This window comes from Bradyrhizobium sp. CCBAU 65884 (assembly GCF_028128835.1).
In the GTDB taxonomy this organism is placed as follows: domain Bacteria; phylum Pseudomonadota; class Alphaproteobacteria; order Rhizobiales; family Xanthobacteraceae; genus Bradyrhizobium; species Bradyrhizobium ottawaense.
Map to the genome: position 1 here is coordinate 105,380 of NZ_LBJU01000117.1, position 18,377 is coordinate 123,756.

At 64.2% G+C, this 18,377-nt stretch carries 14 protein-coding genes; 8 read left to right on the forward strand and 6 right to left on the reverse strand.

The window, feature by feature from the left end:
- Positions 1-25: 25 nt before the first annotated feature.
- Positions 26-841 carry an acyl-CoA thioesterase gene (locus XI03_RS19155; RefSeq protein ID WP_038950728.1) on the forward strand — a complete coding sequence of 272 codons (816 nt, stop codon included), beginning with the start codon at positions 26-28 and terminating at the stop codon, positions 839-841.
- Positions 842-878: 37 nt separating this feature from the next.
- On the opposite strand, the gene XI03_RS19160 is transcribed toward XI03_RS19155, so the two are convergent.
- A complete protein-coding gene (locus XI03_RS19160) occupies positions 879-2,072 on the reverse strand; it encodes a serine hydrolase domain-containing protein (RefSeq protein ID WP_095425105.1) in 1,194 nt (397 codons plus the stop codon).
- Positions 2,073-2,128: 56 nt separating this feature from the next.
- Positions 2,129-3,769, reverse strand: coding sequence for a flavin-containing monooxygenase (locus tag XI03_RS19165; RefSeq protein ID WP_271592928.1), 1,641 nt, complete (start codon positions 3,767-3,769; stop codon positions 2,129-2,131).
- A 334-nt stretch (positions 3,770-4,103) separates the two neighbouring features.
- Between XI03_RS19165 and XI03_RS19170 the strand changes: the two genes are divergently transcribed.
- Complete coding sequence (locus tag XI03_RS19170) at positions 4,104-4,991, forward strand: helix-turn-helix domain-containing protein (RefSeq protein ID WP_038950725.1); 888 nt, start codon at positions 4,104-4,106, stop codon at positions 4,989-4,991.
- Between the two features lie 81 nt (positions 4,992-5,072).
- Here XI03_RS19170 and XI03_RS19175 read toward each other — a convergent pair whose 3' ends face one another.
- The 3 genes from XI03_RS19175 to XI03_RS19185 all read right to left on the reverse strand — a co-directional run bounded on the left by XI03_RS19175 (position 5,073) and on the right by XI03_RS19185 (position 10,382).
- The gene (locus XI03_RS19175) at positions 5,073-6,689 is read right to left on the reverse strand and encodes a phosphoenolpyruvate carboxykinase (protein WP_152102026.1); all 1,617 of its coding nucleotides are present in this window, start codon (positions 6,687-6,689) and stop codon (positions 5,073-5,075) included.
- Positions 6,690-6,974: 285 nt separating this feature from the next.
- Positions 6,975-9,569 carry a CHAT domain-containing tetratricopeptide repeat protein gene (locus XI03_RS19180; RefSeq protein ID WP_271592929.1) on the reverse strand — a complete coding sequence of 865 codons (2,595 nt, stop codon included), beginning with the start codon at positions 9,567-9,569 and terminating at the stop codon, positions 6,975-6,977.
- 78 nt (positions 9,570-9,647) lie between these two features.
- Positions 9,648-10,382 carry a HugZ family pyridoxamine 5'-phosphate oxidase gene (locus XI03_RS19185; protein ID WP_095425102.1) on the reverse strand — a complete coding sequence of 245 codons (735 nt, stop codon included), beginning with the start codon at positions 10,380-10,382 and terminating at the stop codon, positions 9,648-9,650.
- A gap of 241 nt (positions 10,383-10,623) precedes the next feature.
- On the opposite strand from XI03_RS19185, the gene XI03_RS19190 reads away from it, so the two are divergent.
- The 5 genes from XI03_RS19190 to XI03_RS19210 all read left to right on the forward strand — a co-directional run bounded on the left by XI03_RS19190 (position 10,624) and on the right by XI03_RS19210 (position 14,610).
- On the forward strand, positions 10,624-11,325 hold the full coding sequence (locus tag XI03_RS19190; RefSeq protein WP_008542552.1) for a response regulator transcription factor: 702 nt from the start codon (positions 10,624-10,626) through the stop codon (positions 11,323-11,325).
- A 118-nt stretch (positions 11,326-11,443) separates the two neighbouring features.
- Complete coding sequence (locus XI03_RS19195) at positions 11,444-13,240, forward strand: sensor histidine kinase (protein WP_271592930.1); 1,797 nt, start codon at positions 11,444-11,446, stop codon at positions 13,238-13,240.
- The gene (locus XI03_RS19200) at positions 13,237-13,761 is read left to right on the forward strand and encodes an HPr kinase/phosphorylase (protein ID WP_271592931.1); all 525 of its coding nucleotides are present in this window, start codon (positions 13,237-13,239) and stop codon (positions 13,759-13,761) included. The genes XI03_RS19195 and XI03_RS19200 overlap by 4 nt, the downstream gene beginning before the upstream one ends.
- Before the next feature lie 133 nt (positions 13,762-13,894).
- Positions 13,895-14,296, forward strand: a complete 402-nt coding sequence (locus XI03_RS19205) for a PTS sugar transporter subunit IIA (protein ID WP_007597752.1) — start codon at positions 13,895-13,897, stop codon at positions 14,294-14,296.
- Positions 14,293-14,610, forward strand: coding sequence for an HPr family phosphocarrier protein (locus tag XI03_RS19210; protein WP_212247403.1), 318 nt, complete (start codon positions 14,293-14,295; stop codon positions 14,608-14,610). The genes XI03_RS19205 and XI03_RS19210 overlap by 4 nt, the downstream gene beginning before the upstream one ends.
- A 170-nt stretch (positions 14,611-14,780) precedes the next feature.
- On the opposite strand, the gene XI03_RS19215 is transcribed toward XI03_RS19210, so the two are convergent.
- Positions 14,781-16,406 carry a glycosyltransferase family 39 protein gene (locus XI03_RS19215; RefSeq protein ID WP_271592932.1) on the reverse strand — a complete coding sequence of 542 codons (1,626 nt, stop codon included), beginning with the start codon at positions 16,404-16,406 and terminating at the stop codon, positions 14,781-14,783.
- 114 nt (positions 16,407-16,520) lie between these two features.
- On the opposite strand from XI03_RS19215, the gene lepA reads away from it, so the two are divergent.
- Positions 16,521-18,332, forward strand: a complete 1,812-nt coding sequence (gene lepA, locus XI03_RS19220) for a translation elongation factor 4 (RefSeq protein WP_271592933.1) — start codon at positions 16,521-16,523, stop codon at positions 18,330-18,332.
- The last annotated feature ends 45 nt before the right edge of the window (positions 18,333-18,377 follow it).

Sequence of the window (18,377 nt, forward strand, 5' to 3'; positions counted from 1 at the left end):
CCCGGAATGACAGACGGAAACACACATGCACGCCAAGCTCCCGCACCCCTTCGACGACGCCACCCGCGTCACCGCCGGCGACTCCAGCTGGCAGGGGCACACCAGCGACGATTATTGGGCCTTCGTCGGCCCGTTCGGCGGCGCCACCGCCGCGACCATTTTGCGCGCGCTGATCGACCATCCGGAACGCGCCGGCGATCCGCTAGCCCTCACGGTCAATTATTGCGCGCCGATCGCCAAGGGGCCGTTCGATCTCGACGTGCGGCTGGTGAAGGCCAACCGCTCCAGCCAGCACTGGAGCGTCGAGCTCAGCCAAGGCGGCGGCGAGGTCGCAACGCTCGCCACCGCGGTGTTCGCCGAGCGCCGGCCGTCCTGGGAGCACCGGGTGGCGCAATATCCCGATGCAAAGCCGTTCGAAGCGACGCTGCCGTTCCCGAAGATCGCGGCGTCCTGGGCCAACCAGTATGAATTCCGCTTCGTCGAGGGCGAGATGCGGATCGGCCCGCAGCAGGCCGAGCCCGCCAGCACCTATTCGAAGATCTGGATCAGCGACCGCACGCCGCGCAAGCTCGACATGCTGTCGCTGATGTCGATGTCGGACGCCTTTTTCGGCCGCATCTTCCACGCTCGGCGCGAGCTGGTGCCGTTCGGCACGGTGTCGCTGACGACCTATTTCCACACCGACAGCGACGAGCTCGCGGCTGAGGACATCACGCGCGTGCTGGCCACCGCCGATTCGAAGATCATGCACAAGAGCTACGCCGACCAGAACGCCGAGCTGTGGTCGCCGAACGGAAGGCTGCTCGCGACCTCGACACAGATCGCGTATTTCAAGGCGTGAGCTTTCGCCACCCGTCGTCCCGTTCTTGCCGGGGTTCCTAACCCGCCATTCGCTGCCTCAGGCTCTGATAAAACGCCGTCTCGAAATTCATGTAACCGATGAACGACGTTGGATCGCCGAACGGAAGAATCTGCGTGGCCCAGAACCCGCCGAACCCGTTCTGCCGGTCGATCCAATAGAACAGATTGGCAAGGCCCGCCCAGCCGAGGGCGCCGGCGGGACGCCCGGTGGGTGCTTCCTGGTCGTTGATCATGAACGAGAGCGCCCAGGACTTTGGCTGGCCCGGGAAGAACTCGGCATCATTGCACAGCGCCGGGATGACGCCGGTGATCGGTGTCACCTTCTTGTCTCCGAGATGATTCTTCTCCGCCATGCGCACGGTCTCCGCCTTCAGCACGCGGCCATGCTCGCCGGCACCGTCATTCAACCACATCCGGATGAAACGCATGTAATCGCCGACCGTGCCGTAAAGGCCATGGCCGCCCATATGCACTTCAGGCTTGGCGGGGAGCTCGAAATCCATCGGCGTCAACGAGCCGTCGGCGCCGCGCGCGTGGATCCCCGCCAGTTTGCTGCGCATGGCGTCGGTCAGCTCGAAGGTCATGCTCTTGATTCCGAGCGGCTCGAAGATGCGCGTATTGAAAACCTCTCCAAGCCGGCGCCCGGCGATGGCCTCGACGATTTGGCCGCACCAGTCGAGATTGGTGCCGTAGTCCCAGCGCTCGCCCGGATCGAACAGCAGCGGCGTCATCAGGCAGGCTTTGGAAGCGGTGATGACGCTGGGCTGACCCTTCTCCTCGGCCAGGCGGTTGTAGGTGTGGTTGATGAAGTCGTAGCTGAGACCGGCGGTATGCGTCATCAGCATCCGCGTGGTGATGTCCCGCTTGGGCGCCCGCAGCATCGGCTCACCCGCGGCATCGAAGCCCTCGATGACCTGGAGCTTGCCGATGTCCGGAGCGTAGCGCTTGGCCGGTGCGTCGAGATCGAGCTTGCCCTCTTCGACGAGTTGCAGCACGGCCGTGCCGGTGACCGCCTTGGTCGTGGAGAAGATGGCGAAGATGCTGTCGGTCGTCATCTCGGCTGGCTGGTCGACACGCCTTTTCCCCGCTGCGCCTTCGTAGATGTTGCGATCGCGGTTCGTCACCATCGCGACGACGCCGGGCACACGCGGCGTGGATGTGACGACGCCGCCGAGAACGGCGTCTGCGGCGGCACCGAAATTCGTGCTCATTTTTGTCCTCCCGTTTGTACTGGATGAATTCCGTCGATGCAGCGCCTCGCGAGCACTCAATTCATGGTAAAACCCTGGTAGCCGCTGGCAGCGACCTCGTTGCATTTCTGCCGATAGGCGCCGACGCCCCCGCAATAGGACAGAACGCGGCGCGGTTTGCCTTCGACGTTCGAGCCCAGGTACCAGGAATTGGTCTTCGCGATCAGCGTCGCATTGGCGATCTCATCGTGATGCGCCACCCATCCGTCTTCGGCATCCTTGGTCGGCTCAACCACCTTCAGGTTCTTCGTACGCACGAACCTGATGCAATCGTCGATCCATTCGACCTGCTGCTGGAGACAGGTGGTCATGTTGCAGAGCGCAGCCGACGGAGCCAGCGGCACCGCAGTCGTGAACAGGTTCGGATAGCCGTGAACCTGCAGGCCCATCGTGGTGCGGATATCCTTGCTCCAATCCTCCTTCAGCGACCGCCCACCGCGGCCCCTGATATCGATGCGCGTCAACGCGCCGGTTCCGGCGTCGAATCCAGTCGCCAGAACGATGACGTCGAGCTCGTGGATCGTCCCGTCCGCGGTCTGGATACCCGTGGGTGTCACGCGTTCGATCGGATTGGCCTTGACGCTGACGATCTCGACATTGGGGCGATGGAAGGCTTCGAGGAAGTTCTGCTCCAGTGGCACCCGATGCGTCCCGAAACCGTAGTCGGCCGGAATCAAGGCATCGCACAGCTTTGGATCCTTCAGTCGCTCGCGCATCTTCTCGCGCACGAAGCCCGAGATTTCGGCGTTGACCTCGGCGTCGAAGAACAACTCGGCGAAGGACGATATCCAAAGCTTCAGGGAGCCGTCGTTCCAGCAATCCTCGATCACCTCCCGGCGCCGCTCCGGCGTCAGGCCGGCCCAGGCGTGCTCGAAATCATATTCGAATCCGGTGAAGGTATGCGGCAGGCGCTCCGTGAGATGCTGGAATTTCGACTTGTAGGCCTCCGCATCTTCCTCGCTGTACTTGGGATTCTTCATCGGAATCATGTATTGCGGCGTGCGAACAAAGACTTTCAGATGACCGACCTCGCCGGCGATCGTCTGGATGACCTGGATGCCGGTTGCGCCGTTGCCGATAACGCCGACGCGCTTGCCGCCGAATTCGACCGGCTCCTTGGGCCAGCGCGCCGTGTGGAACAGCTGCCCCTTGAACGTCTCCTGTCCCGGAAACGATACGTGCGGGGCGGAGAGCATGCCGCAACAGGTGATCAGAAACTGGGTGTCGATCACGTCACCCCTGTCGGTCGTGACCAGCCAGCGCTGTGTGGCTTCGTTGAAATGGGCGCTTTTGACGATCGTCCCGAACTGGATGTCCTTGCGCAGATCGAGGCGGTCGGCGATGTAGTTGAGCCAGCGCTCGATTTCCGGCTGGCCGGGGAATTTCTCGCTCCAGCTCCATCCCTTGTAGAGCTCCTCGGAGAACAGATACTGGTAGATGTGGCTCTCTGAATCGAAGCGGGCGCCGGGATAGCGATTCCAATACCAGGTGCCGCCCACGCCTGCGCCCGCGTCAATGGCCCTGACCTTCACTCCCTGTTCGCGCAAACGGTAGAGCTGATAGAGCCCGGCGACGCCGGCTCCAACAACCACCGCGTCGAATTTCGCCGTTACATGCGCGCCATTGCTTCCATTGGGTTTGGTCGCCGTTTCTGCCATTTTTCCCTCCTGGCTCTTCCCAGAGCGCGCGGCCTTCCTCACCCGTCGTGTGATCGGATGGTCGTGCATCGCGTCAATTGTCGGTCCCGCGAGCGCTTGCGGCTTTTCACCGTTCTTCCGCACTTGCCCGGAACGCGAGGGAGGCTATGAGGCGGGCTGCGTTCCCGGCTTGAACAAAACCGACAATCCTTTGAATGAAGCCGGAGGCCGGCGCCGACCTCGCCCGAGCTCGCTTGGCAAATGGCAAATCCGGCCTATGCTGCTGCCTTGCCGATCGGCCAATGAGAACAACAAGCAGTCGACCCGCCAAAACTCCAGGGAGGAGGCTCGCGCGATGGGGCAGTTCATCACGGTCGAGGAGCTGCCACGCTATGCTCCCGGCGAAATGATGCTGGACAGTTCGGCGGTGGGAAAAGCCGATTTTCGGCTGCGCGTGTTCCGCTATGCGCCATCCGATATCTGGGTGCCGCCGTCCGATAACTTTCTGATCGTAATCTATCGCGAAGGCACCACGGCGATGAAACGCCGCGTGACCGGATCCTGGAAGCAGGATCATGTCGGCCGCGGCGTCACGACGCTGCTGACGCGCGCGGAAGCTTCGAACTGGCGATGGTGCCATGACCTCGAAGTCAGTCATTTCTACATCTCGCCTAGTCTCATGGCGAAGACCGCAAGCGAGGCTTTTGACCGGGATACCGAAAGCGTCGAGCTTCATGATCTGCTCAGGATCGAGGATCCGGTCCTGACCTGGATTGCTGACCAGATGGTGCAGGAGGTTTCCGCAGGAGGTCCGGGCGGCCGGCTCTGCTACGACGCCATGGCACTTCAGGCGAGCGTCCACATCCTGCGAAAATATGCCTCAGTGCAGTTCAAGCTGCCCTGTGCGCAAGGGCGCTTCAGGCCGGCGCATGCGCGGATGATCGAGGACTATATCGAGCAGAACATCTTCCGGAATATCACGCTCGACGAACTGGCCAACATCTGCAACTGCACGCCGGTGCAGTTCACCCGCAAGTTTCAGGTGCATTATGGCATGCGCCCGCACGCCTACGTCCTCACCCGCAAGGTGAAGCGCGCCTGCGAACATCTGCGCAAGGACCGGCTTGCACTGAAGGAGATCGCCCTCTTGAGCGGATTCTCCGACCAGAGCCATCTCAACCGGATCTTTCGCAGGCATATGAGTGCGACTCCCGCAGAATATCGCAAGCAATGCACAGGCTAGGCAGCCTGACGATGCTCAGGCCGCGAAAGAAAGGGCGGCTGATCAAGCCGCCCTTTCACGTCAATCACATCTTGCGAGAAGTTACTCCGCCGCGAGCTTCACGTCCGGCGCGGCGGCGCGCACCTCGGCGTCCACCTGGGCTTCGAACTTGGCAAAGTTCTTCTGGAACATGCCGACCAGCGCGCGGGCGGTCTTGTCGAACTCGTCCTTGTCCTTCCAGGTGTTGACCGGGTTGAGGATCTCAGCCGGCACGCCGGGCAGCGCGGTCGGGACCGCGAAGCCGAAATACTTGTCGGTGCGGAATTCGACGTTGCGAAGCGAGCCGTCGAGCGCGGCGGTGAGCAGCGCACGCGTCACCTTGATCGGCATGCGCGAGCCGACACCATACTTGCCGCCGGTCCAGCCCGTGTTGACCAACCAGCAGTCGACATTGTGCTGGGCGATGAGGTCGCGCAGCATGTTGCCGTAGACGCTGGGGTCGAGCGGCAGGAAGGGCGAGCCGAAGCAGGTCGAGAATTCCGGCTGCGGCTCGTTGCCGAGACCGCGCTCGGTGCCCGCGACCTTGGCGGTGTAGCCGGACAGGAAGTGATACATCGCCTGCGCCGGCGAGAGCTTGGCGATCGGCGGCAACACGCCGAAGGCGTCGGCGGCGAGCATCACCACGTTCTTCGGCTGCGGCGCGCGGCCGGTGCGCGAGGCGTTCGGGATGAAGTCGAGCGGATAGGCCGAGCGCGTGTTCTCGGTCTTGGAGCCGTCGTCGAAATCCACCACGCGGGTGTCTTCGTCGAGCACGCAGTTCTCGAGCACCGCGCCGAAGCGGGTCGAGGCCGCGAAGATCTCGGGCTCGGCTTCCTGCGACAGCTTGATGCACTTGGCGTAGCAGCCGCCTTCGAAGTTGAAGACGCCGTTCGGGCCCCAGCCGTGCTCGTCGTCGCCGATCAGCGTGCGGTTGGGATCCGCCGACAGCGTGGTCTTGCCGGTGCCGGACAGGCCGAAGAAGATCGCCGCGTCGCCCTTGGCGCCGACATTGGCCGAGCAATGCATCGGCATCACGCCGCGCTCGGGCAGATAATAGTTCAGCGTGGTGAAGACCGACTTCTTCATCTCGCCGGCATAATAAGACCCGCCGATCAGGACGATCTTGCGGGCGAAATCGATCGCGACGACGTTCTCCGACTTGCAGCCGTGACGTTTGGGATCGGCGCGGAAGCTCGGCATGTCGATGATGGTGAGCTCCGGCACGAAGGTCGGCAGCTCGATCGCCTCGGGGCGAATCAGCAGCGTGCGGATGAACAGCGAGTGCCAGGCGAGCTCGGTGAAGACACGGGTCTTGATCCGGTAGGCCGGGTCGGCACCACCATAGAGATCCTGCGCGAACAGCTTCTTGCCTTCGGCGTGCTTGAGGAAGTCCTGATAGAGCGTCTCGAACTGCTCTGCGGTGATCGACTGGTTGCCGGCCCACCACATCTTCTTGTCGGTGGTGGCGTCACGCACCGTGAACTTGTCCTTCGGGCTGCGCCCGGTGAACTCGCCAGTGTCGGCGCAGAGTGCGCCGTCAGCGGACAGCACCGCCTCGCCCGCAGTGAGCGAGTATTGATAGAGTTGCGGCGCACCGAGGTTCCAGTGAACCTGCTTGAGATTCTTTAAACCGAACTTGTCGGCGCCGAAGGCACCGTTGCGCACGCCCGTCTCTTGCACGAAAAATCCTCCTAGAACCCGCGACATTCAGCGCGACCAGAACTTCAGCACCATCGCGGTCACCGTGATTTATAGGCCAACCGGCCTCGGCTGGGCGACCTAATAATGATGAACGCTGGCGTTGCCAAGCTGATCCCGCAGGATTTGGTTTATTCAAGGACCGCGCCAAACGTCGCGCATGTCAGCTCTGAGCAGCTGCATCAAAAAATCACGAATGATCGCGCAACCAAATGCGGAATTCGGCGTTGATGATGGTTTTTGCGACGCACAATTCCGGCTGCCGGCTTATCGTACCTCGCCTTCGCCAATGAGCGCGAACGGTCCCCACATCGCCGGGTAGGCGTTGCGCGGTGACGAGGTGTCGTCGACAAACGTTAACATCGCGCGGCGCAAGGCTTCGGCGCGACCGATTTTCGGTTCGTTCTTCAGCAACTCGAACGTCGATGTGGTGAGGCGGGTGGCGGCTTCCGAATCCACGGCCCAATGCGAGACCAGAAGCGCACGGGCACCGGCATAGAAGAAAGAGCGCGCCAATCCCGACAGCGCTTCGGCCCCGGGCTTGTCGCCGGCGATGGTGTTGCAGGCGGACAGAACCACCCAATCGGCGTTGAGCTTGAGCTGGGCCACTTCGCTCGCGGTCAGAAGGCCGTCGTCGAGCTCAGACGGCTGATCGGGAATGGACAATGCAAGCGAGGGCTCGCCCAGTCCCTTGACGTCGCCGGCGACGAGGCCGTGGGTGGCAAAATAGATGATGCCGTATTGGGCAAGCGCTGCACGCTTCAGCGTCGTTTCGCTGGCATCGCGTCCGAGATGGATGTCGGCATCAGTGGCGCCGACGTCCCTCGCCACCGCGTTCAGCTCATCGGCGGTATCGGGCAGTTGCGGCAACGCCTGCGCCAGCCGCGCGCGATCGACCCCGGCGCCGCGCCAGAAATCGGTATAGGCAATCGTCGCAATGCTGCGCGCCGCGACCTTGCCGCCTGCGGCGCGACGGTCGGCGGGCCCTTCGGCTGCGGGATTGAAGACGGGATCGCCGAAGCCGGTCATCGGCTTTGCGCCCTGATCCCTGCGCGCGAAGGCACGCAGCGATTTCAGGCTGATCACCGACGGCAGCACCGAGACGGCCTGACGCCTGAGCAGCCAGGCGGCGTCGCGATAGCCGTCGAGCCTGTCCGGAATCGCGGCCTGCGGCTTCTCGGTGACCAGCAGATGGAACGGCAATGCGGTCAGCGCCGCCGATGGCACGACCAGCAGATTGCGCTTGTCCTTCGTCAACGCCTCGACCGGGCCGAGCAGCGCGACATAGAGCTCGTTGGCGAGCGCGAGATCGAACAGGCCCGATTTGCCGGAGGCATCGCGCGCCTTGCCGACATCCAGCCCCCTGCGGAAGGCCGAGACTTTCCGCGCCATTGCGTCCGCGCCGAGCGAGATCTCCTTCCAGTCGGCGCCATCGCGCGTGATCGCGATGACGTAGCTCCGCTTGTCGACGACGGAATAGATCACCATCGCCTCATCGGCCGACAGCAGCGGCTGGATGTCCTTCACCGCCAGCGGCAGCGGGTTGGAGAGCGAGGCGTAGTCGGGAAACTCGAGCGTGAGCGACTTTTGCAGCCCCGCGCGTTCGCTTGCAATCGCAACGATCCGCGCGCGGCTGCGCTGCTCGGCCGCGACGTCCCGCTGCGCCGATTGCTTCGACACCGCGGTGATGATCGCCTTGTCGAGCGCCTCGGCCTCGGCCGCGAGATCCTGATCCCGACGCACCAGCTCGGCGAGCCGATCGCTGCCGGCGGCCAATCGCACCGCGAGCTTGTTCACGGCAGAGGCGGCGGAAGATTGCGTGCCGCGCTGGATCGCGCCGAGCGCGTCATCGAGCGCTCCGTCGCCGGGCAGCAAAGTTTGCTGGCGCGCAGCGAACAGAACCGGCAGCACGGTGCGCAGCTGCGCGCGGTTGGCGGCAAGCGTCTTCTGCGCAAACGGCAAGGCCTCGGCGGTGCGGCCTGACACCTGAAGGAAATAAGCGAGATTGCTGGTCGAGGTCACGACATCGGGATGATCCACCCCGAGCGCCCGCTCGCGGATGGCAAGCGCGCGGCGATAGAGCGGCTCGGCCTCGGCATAGCGCTGCTGGTGCTCGTAGAGCCCGGCGAGATTGTTGAGCGAGCGCGCCACGTCGGGATGATCCGGGCCCAGCACCTTTTCGCGGATCGCGAGCGAGCGCTTGATCGGCGCTTCGGCATCGGCATCGCGGTTGAGGTCGCGATCGACCTGGCCGAGATTGTTCAGGACGGTGGCAACCGCGGGATGCTCGGGCCCGGCGGCCTTCTGATAGATCGCGAGGGCCCGCTGAAACAGCGGCTCGGCGTCGGCAAAATGCTCCTGCTTCACGTAGAGCGTGGCGAGATTGTTCAGGGCCTGGCCGACATCGGGATGCTCGCGCGACAGCGCCTTTTCGCGAACGGCCAGCGCACGCTTGAACAGCGGTTCGGCTTCGGTGAAGCGGCTCTGCCGCTGATAGAGCGCGGCGAGATTGTTCAGGAGCGGCGCAATCTCGACGCTGCCCTGACCGGTCCCCTTCTCCATCAGCGCGATGGCGCGTTTGTAGAGCGGCTCGGCCTGATCGTCGTGGCCCTGGTCGGCGTAAATCTGCCCGAGATTGTTGAGCGCCGCGGCGAGGTCGCGGTTGTTGCTGGTCTTCTCGAGCGAGGCCACCATGGCCTGCGCCAGCGGCAGCGCCTCCGAATATTTGCCGGCGCTCCGGAGCGCATTGATGCGCCCGCTCTGCGCCGACAGATCGCTCTTCTGGGCAAGGCCGGGCGTGGCAAGCGACGTGGTGATCGCGAGCGCCAGACCCGCAGCCAATGCCAAACGACGACGCGCCATGAACCCTCTCGCTGCGAGCCTTGAGACCTGACCGTCTTGGGTCGCAGCGATGGGTCGCGGCGTTCAAATTGTTGCGTTCTAGTCCATCTTCATGCGCGCTTCGCCAGCGAGGCGGACCAGCATCTTGCGCAGCGACGTGCCGTCCGTCACCCGCTCCGGGAAGTCCAGCCGCAGCGCGGTCTGGCCGTCCTGCATATCGAGGCCTTCCGGATCGCAGCCGGTGCAACGCCAGTCCCCCGCGGCAGCGCCAAGGAGCTTTGTCGCATAGAGGCCCATGGCGTCGCGATGATCGGCATTCATATGCGTGACCGCCCCCTCCTCCGCTGCCAGCAGATCTTCGGCGCCGGAGAGGTCCGTGAGGAACTGGGCGGGCTTGAGATCGACGATCCGGCCGAAGCCGGCGACCAGATGAGTTCCCGTGGGGCGGATCCGGAAAAAAGAGAAATCCTTAAAGGAAACAAAGCCTTCCGCCGACGGATGCGCATTGAGATAACGTCGCTGGAGCAAATCCCTCGCGGCATCAGCCTGCTCCGCCCGGCCGGACAGCATGATCCGGGCGCCTTCCAGCGGATCGCCCGCCGCCCGCTCGTCCAGCATCAGGGAGACCCTGCTGTCGGCGAGAAGGTTCCTTGTATGCACGGCGAGGCCCGAGATCAGCAGGATGGGGGAACCGTCGGGATGGCTGGCCAGATTGACCAGGGAACAATAGGGGTCGCCGCTGCCGGCCATGAGAGTTGCCAGCGCCCCCTGCCGCGATCGCCGCAGCAGGGATTTGGCGAGCTTTGCGGGGTCGAAATCAGGGGTCGGTTGCATCGGCTTTCTCGGCTCAGGTGGTTGCAAGGGAGGCCTTTTTTCGGGTAAACGGGGGCCTGGTTATGGGTCGACATGCGGCGAATCTGCCGCGTTTCGTGGAACTTGGTCACACTTCAGCCCAGCTTGCATTGCTCGGTGACAAGGTTCGAACGCCGACATCGGCACCCATGTATGCGGCGCATCAGTGGATTGCTCGCCGTTTCAAGCCACGACCCAAACGGAAAGCAGAAAGCAGAGGCTCATGCCCACAATCGCTTTGGTCGACGACGACCGCAACATTCTCACATCCGTCTCGATCGCGCTGGAAGCCGAAGGCTACCGCATCATGACCTACACCGACGGCGCTTCCGCGCTTGACGGTTTCCGCACCACCCAGCCCGATCTCGCCATCCTCGACATCAAGATGCCGCGCATGGACGGCATGGAGACGCTGCGCCGGCTCAGGCAGAAGTCCGACCTGCCGGTGATCTTCCTGACCTCCAAGGACGAGGAGATCGACGAGCTGTTCGGCCTCAAGATGGGCGCCGACGATTTCATCCGCAAACCGTTCTCGCAGCGTCTCCTGGTCGAGCGCGTCAAGGCGGTGCTGCGCCGCTCGGCGCCGAAGGACCCGACCGTCGCGCCGAAGGAGAACGACGCCAAGGCGCTCGACCGCGGCCTGCTGCGCATGGATCCGGAACGGCATACCTGCACCTGGAAGAACGAGCCGGTGACGCTGACCGTCACGGAATTCCTGATCCTGCAGGCGCTCGCGACCCGGCCCGGCGTGGTGAAGAGCCGCAACGCGCTGATGGACGCCGCCTATGACGACCAGGTCTATGTCGACGACCGCACCATCGACAGCCACATCAAGCGGCTGCGCAAGAAGTTCAAGGTGGTCGACAACGAGTTCGAGATGATCGAGACGCTGTACGGCGTCGGCTACCGCTTCAAGGAAGCCTGAGGCGCGAGGCGCCTTCACGAAAGACTGAGAGCATCGCCGGTTCTGATTTCATCGGGACCGGGATGGCTCTAGGATGCGAGGACCATTGCCACGAGCTGTCCTAACGCGGGCGTAAGCATTGCTTGACCGAACGCAGCCTGACGAGAACCAGAGCGCCGGGGAGATCACATCCGACGGCGTTCCGGAGCAATTTGCCGAAGACAAGCCGCAGGGCTTCCGACCGCTGAACTGGCTCAAGCGCGCCGGGCAATTCTTCTTCGCGCTGTCCTTCTCCAGCCTGACCCGCCGCATCGTCTCGCTCAATCTCGCCGGCCTCGTCGCGCTGGTGGCGAGCATCCTGTATCTGTCGCAATTCCGCGCCGGACTGATCGACGCGCGGGCGCAGAGCCTCCTGGTGCAGGCCGAGATCATCGCCGGCGCGATCGCGGCCTCCGCCACGGTGCAGACCAACGCCATCACCATCGATCCCGACCGGCTGCTCGACCTCAAGCCGGGCGAGACCTATGGCGGCTCGGACGAGTACTCGCCGCTGGACTTCCCGATCAATCCGGAGCGCGTGGCGCCGGTGCTGCGCACGCTGATCTCGCCGACCAAGACGCGCGCCCGCATCTACGATCCGAACGGCAGCCTGCTGCTCGACAGCCGCAACCTCGAAAACGTGCTGCGCCTCGACCTGCCGCCGCCGGCGGAGAAGCCCGGCTTCGTCGAGCGCGGCATGGTCGCGGTGCGCACCTGGCTGAACCGCGGCGACTTGCCGCTCTATCGCGAGCTCGGCCCCGAGAACGGCAACGGCTATGCCGAGGTGGGCGATGCGCTCCAGGGCCAGAAACGCTCGATGGTGCGGGTCAATGCCCGCGGCGAGGTGATCGTCTCGGTCGCGGTCCCGGTGCTGCGCTCGCGCGCGATCCACGGCGCGCTGATGCTGTCGACGCAAGGTGACGACATCGACCAGATGGTCACTGCCGAACGCCTCGCCATCCTGAAAGTCGGCGGCGTCGCGGCCGCCGTCATGATCATGCTGTCGCTGCTGCTTGCGAGCACGATCGCCGGGCCCGTGCGCCGGCTTGCCGACAGCGCCGAGCGCGTCCGCCGCCGCATCAAGGCCCGCATCGAGATCCCCGATTTCACCCGCCGCCGCGACGAGATCGGTCATCTCTCCGGCGCCCTGCGCGACATGACGAGCGCGCTCTACAGCCGCATCGAGGCGATCGAGATGTTCGCCGCCGACGTCGCCCACGAATTGAAGAACCCGCTGACCTCGCTGCGCTCGGCGGTCGAGACGCTGCCGCTGGCGCGCAACGAGAACAGCCGTGCGCGCCTGCTCGAGGTGATCGAGCACGACGTCAAGCGGCTCGACCGCCTGATCTCCGACATCTCCGACGCCAGCCGCCTCGATGCCGAATTGCAGCGCCAGGACGCGATCCCGGTCGATTTGCGCCGCCTGCTGACGACGCTGGTGTCCGTCGCCAACGAGACCAAGCTCGGCCACGACGTCGCGGTCGAGACGCGCTTCGAGGGCCGCAGCCCGACCGACACCTTCGCCGTGTCCGGCCACGATTCACGGCTCGGACAAGTGGTCTCCAACCTGCTGTCCAACGCGCAGTCGTTCTCCGAACCCGGCAGCAAGGTGCGCCTCACCTGCCGTCGCGCGCGCTCCGAGATCGAGATCGTGGTCGACGACGACGGCCCCGGCATTCGCGACGACGCGCTGGAACGCATCTTCGAGCGCTTCTACACCGACCGTCCGCATCAGGGTTTTGGCCAGAACTCCGGCCTCGGCCTGTCGATCTCCAAGCAGATCATCGACGCCCATGGCGGGCGCATCTGGGCCGAGAACCGCGCAGGCCCGCCGGATGGCGAGGGCGTGCCGACGGTCGCAGGCGCGCGCTTCGTGGTGAGGCTGCCGGCGCTATGAACGACCGCGGGCCCAGCGTTCACGCCTCCGCAGTCAAGGTCGGACATCGGGCGGTGCTGATCCGCGGTCCCTCGGGCTCCGGCAAGTCGCGCCTTGCCTTCGATTTGATCATGGCCGGACGCTCGGGCGTGGTCGAAAGGGCCGTTCTGGTCGGGGATGACCGTGTCCATCTGGCGACAGTCGGCGATGAAATTGAAGTCCGCCCCGCGCCGGTATTGGCTGGCCTGATCGAGATCCGGGGCCTCGGGATCCGCCACTGCGACTTCGTGGAGCATGCGACCGTCGGTCTCGTGGTCGATCTGGATGCCGCGGACGCCGAGCGCCTGCCTGCGACGGAATCGCTGAAAACCATCATTTCCGGTGTCCAAATACCGCGAATCCCTGTTAGCCGCGGATATTCACCCCTCCCACTGGTTGTCGCGGCCTTGACCACTACCAAGAGTTCATCTTCCGTTAACCCTTCAGGCGATTGTTTGAAGGGAAATGGTAACCATATGAACCCCACTATCGCGACCGAATAGACCGGCGCAGCTCCCCTCATCCATCCGTCTAGATTCAGGGAGATACGCAACATCCCCTCTTGCGCAGGGGCTCTGGATGGTCAAAGTGGCGCGTTCGTGCGGTGCACCAAAAGCGCCCGCGAGGAGTTTTCCGATGATTGGTCTAGTACTTGTGACCCACGGGCGCCTTGCCGACGAATTCAAGGCAGCGCTTGAACATGTCATGGGCCCACAAAAGCAAATCGAAGCGATCACGATCGGTGCCGAAGATGATTCCGATCTCTGCCGAAGTGACATCATCGAGGCGGTTAACCGCGTCGATTCCGGCGACGGCGTTGCGATCCTCACCGACATGTTCGGCGGCACGCCGTCGAACCTTGCAATATCCTGCATGAGCCGGCCCAAGGTCGAAGTGCTCGCGGGCATCAACCTGCCCATGCTGGTCAAGCTCGCCAAGGTGCGCGAGGAGCGTCCGCTGCCCGACGCGATCGCGATGGCCCAGGAAGCGGGACGCAAATACGTCACCATCGCCAGTCGCGTGCTCGCCGGCAAATGAGCGACGAGGCGCCACAAGCGGGGACAGGCGTGCCCGCGGGCGCGATCTCCAAGGACCTCCTGATCATCAACAAGCGCGGCCTGCATGCCCGCGCCTCCGCGAAATTCGTCCAGGCAGTCGAGCGCTTCGAGGCGCAGGTCTGGGTGACGCGCGGCGGCGAGACGGTTGGCGGCACCTCGATCATGGGCCTGATGATGCTTGCCGCCGGACCGGGCACGACGATCACCGTCGCCGCCGCCGGCACGGATGCCGAAGCTGCGCTCGCGGCGATCACCGAGCTCGTTGAAAGCAAGTTCAACGAGGAAGGGGTTTAGGCCCCTCTCGCGCTACACGCTCAGTGCCGTAGGGTGGGCAAAGCGACTTGTCCGCCGAAGCCCGGAGGGCGAAGGCGGAAGCGTGCCCACGACTTTTCTGCGATTAGCGCGAGATGGTGGGCACGGCGCTTCGCGCCTTTGCCCACCCTACGAGACCGAGAACGTCGCAATCACTTCGCCGGTGGCGCGATGTAGACGTTCCAGCTCATCGCCGGGCCGGCCTTGCCGTGGGTGAAGCGGCGCGTGGTCATCACCACGCGCTCGGCGGTCGGCGCGACCTCCGAAATCCACTTCTCGAACTTGGGCAGGCGTTCGTCGGTCGCATCGAACACGCCGATGAAGCCGTATGTCTTGACGTCGTCGAGCGAGGTCAGCCCGGACGCCCAGGCCTCGTTCGGCGTGAACGGGCTGGGGTGATCGGGGCTGTAGAACACCATCGGCTGGATCGTCTCCATCGTCCCCGCAACGACCGCCCAGCGCGAGGCGAAGCGCGCGTGCCAGGCCTGGGTCAGCTCGCGCGCGAGCTCGGAGCGCGCGCCATAGGTCGCCGTGTTGCCGGCATTGGCCGTCATCTCGCGCGCGGCGATCCAGGGCGAGGCGACGAGCGTGGCAACGCTGAGCACGAGCCAGATCGCGGCGATGTTGAACAGGCTCGCGTCCTGCACCCGCAGCGTGGGAATCGCGACCAGAGCGAGCGGCACCAAGAAGAACAGCGAGATGCCCCAATCGGTCTTCAGGTAAACGCCGAAGACCAGCGCGCCGAGCGGCGGGCCGAATGCGACGATGATCTGGATCATCCACACGTTCAGCGCCTGCGAGACATTGACGCCCGGATTGGCGCCGCGCGCCCAGGCGCGCGTGACGATGCGCAAGGGCGCGCGCAGCAGCAATGTGAACGACGGCGGCACCAGCGCCATCGCGAGCCCGGCCAGCGCCACCGGCAATGCCAGCAGCCCGAGATTATGCAGCATGTAGCCGGTGACGAGCTGATGCACCTGGCCGCTGTCCGCGAGGCTGTAGGTGTCGCCGGCATAGGTCAGCGGCACGAAATGCGCCTCGGCCAGCCAGACCACGTGCGGGATCATCGCCACGACCATCGTCACGATCGCGACCCACGGCGCCGGCGATACCAAAAATCTCATCCGCTCCGGATGGATCAGCGCGGCGAGCCCGATGGCGCCGATCATGGTCAGCACCCAATATTTGGTCATCAGCGCCAGCGCGCCGGCAAGGCCGAGCAGGACTCCGGACCGCCAGCTCCGCTTCTCGAACGCGTTGAGATAGGCGAGCACCAGCAGCGGCAGGGTGACGAGCTGGAGCAGATCCGGGTTGTACTTGAACCCCTTGAAATTGAAGATCGGGTAGAGCGCGACCATCACCACGACCAGGAACGCGCGCCGCGCGTCCACCACGCGCAAGGCAACCAGCCAGCAGATCACCATGCCGGCGCTGACCGTCGCCATCGCCAGCGCATAGGTCGCCCAGTCCGCCGCCGGGAACATCTTGAACCAGAGCCCGGCGACCCAGCCCGACAGCGGCGGATGCTTGCCATAGCCCCATAGGAATTTCTGGCCCCAGCCATAGGCCTCTGCGACGTCCATGTGAACGTCCTGCGCGGCCTTCAGATTGATCAGGATGAAGGTCCAGAGCACCGCATGGAGGATGGCGAGCTGGATCACCAGCCACAATCTCGCCTCGGGGCGGACCGCGCAGGCAACCAGCCAGGCCCGGAAGCGGCCAAAGCTCAGGCGGGCCTTCGTGCGCACTTCAGGGGAGGGAAGAGACGTGGTCGACATGGGCGCTTGCCTAGCGCGTTTTGGCCCATCGTGGAATCAGCTTGGCGTGAACAAAGGCCCTGAAATTACAGCAATATGGTTGCCGCACGGGGATGTGAGTGGTATCCCGCGCCCATGACGACCGTCCCCATTTCCAACATCCGCAATTTCTCCATCGTCGCCCATATCGACCATGGCAAATCGACGCTGGCCGACCGTCTGATCCAGATGACCGGCGGCCTCTCCGACCGCGAAATGGCGGGCAAGGAGCAGGTGCTCGATTCCATGGACATCGAGCGCGAGCGCGGCATCACCATCAAGGCGCAGACGGTGCGGCTTTCGTACCGCGCCAAGGACGGCAAGGATTACATCTTCAACCTGATGGACACGCCCGGCCATGTCGACTTCGCCTACGAAGTCTCGCGGTCGCTGGCGGCCTGCGAAGGTTCCCTGCTGGTGGTCGACGCCAGCCAGGGCGTCGAAGCGCAGACGCTCGCCAACGTCTACCAGGCGCTCGACAACAATCACGAGATCGTCCCGGTCCTGAACAAGGTCGACCTGCCCGCGGCCGAGCCCGAGAAGATCAAGCAGCAGATCGAGGACGTCATCGGCATCGACGCCTCCGACGCGGTGATGATCTCGGCCAAGACCGGCCTCGGCGTGCCCGACGTGCTGGAAGCCATCGTCACTCGCCTGCCGCCGCCGAAGGGCGACCGCAGTGCGACCTTGAAGGCGCTGCTGGTCGACAGCTGGTACGACGTCTATCTCGGCGTCGTCGTTCTCATCCGTGTCGTCGACGGCGTCATGAAGAAGGGCAGCCGCGTGCGCATGATGGGCACGGGCGCCGCCTATGGCGTCGAGCGCGTCGGCTTCTTCACGCCGAAGATGCAGCAGGTCGACGAGCTCGGCCCCGGCGAGATCGGCTTCATCACCGCCGCGATCAAGGAAGTCGCCGACACCCGCGTCGGCGACACCATCACCGACGACAGGAAGCCTGTCACCGAAATGCTGCCGGGCTTCAAGCCGGCCATCCCCGTGGTGTTCTGCGGCCTGTTCCCGGTCGACGCCGACGATTTCGAAACGCTGCGCGGCGCCATGGGCAAGCTGCGCCTCAACGACGCCAGCTTCTCGTTCGAGATGGAGACCTCGGCCGCACTCGGCTTCGGCTTCCGCTGCGGCTTCCTCGGACTTCTGCATCTCGAGATCATTCAGGAGCGGTTGTCGCGCGAGTTCGATCTCAATCTGATCGCGACTGCGCCGAGCGTCATCTACAAGATGAAGCTCACCGACGGCCAAGAGATCGAGATCCACAATCCCGTCGACATGCCCGACGTGGTCAAGATCGCCGAGATCCAGGAGCCCTGGATCGAGGCCACGATCATGACACCCGACGAATATCTCGGCAGCGTGCTGAAGCTGTGTCAGGACCGTCGCGGCTCGCAGAAGGAGCTCACTTACGTCGGCTCCCGCGCCATGGTGAAATACGATTTGCCGCTCAACGAGGTCGTGTTCGACTTCTACGACCGCCTCAAGTCGGTCTCCAAGGGCTACGCCTCGTTCGACTATCATCTCACCGACTACAAGCCGGCCGACCTCGTCAAGATGCAGATCCTCGTCAACAACGAGCCGGTCGACGCGCTCTCGATGCTGGTCCATCGCACCCGCGCGGAGGGGCGCGGCCGCGCCATGGTCGAGAAGATGAAGGAGCTGATCCCGCCGCACATGTTCCAGATCCCGATCCAGGCGGCGATCGGCGGCAAGGTGATCGCCCGCGAGACGGTCCGCGCCCTGCGCAAGGACGTCACTGCAAAATGCTACGGCGGCGACATCACGCGTAAACGAAAACTTCTGGAGAAGCAGAAGGAAGGCAAGAAGAAGATGCGGCAGTTCGGCAAGGTCGACATCCCGCAGGAAGCCTTCATTGCCGCGCTGAAGGTGGATAGCTGAGGCGGGGGTAAGCTTTCACAGTCACATCAGCCGCCGTCATGCCCG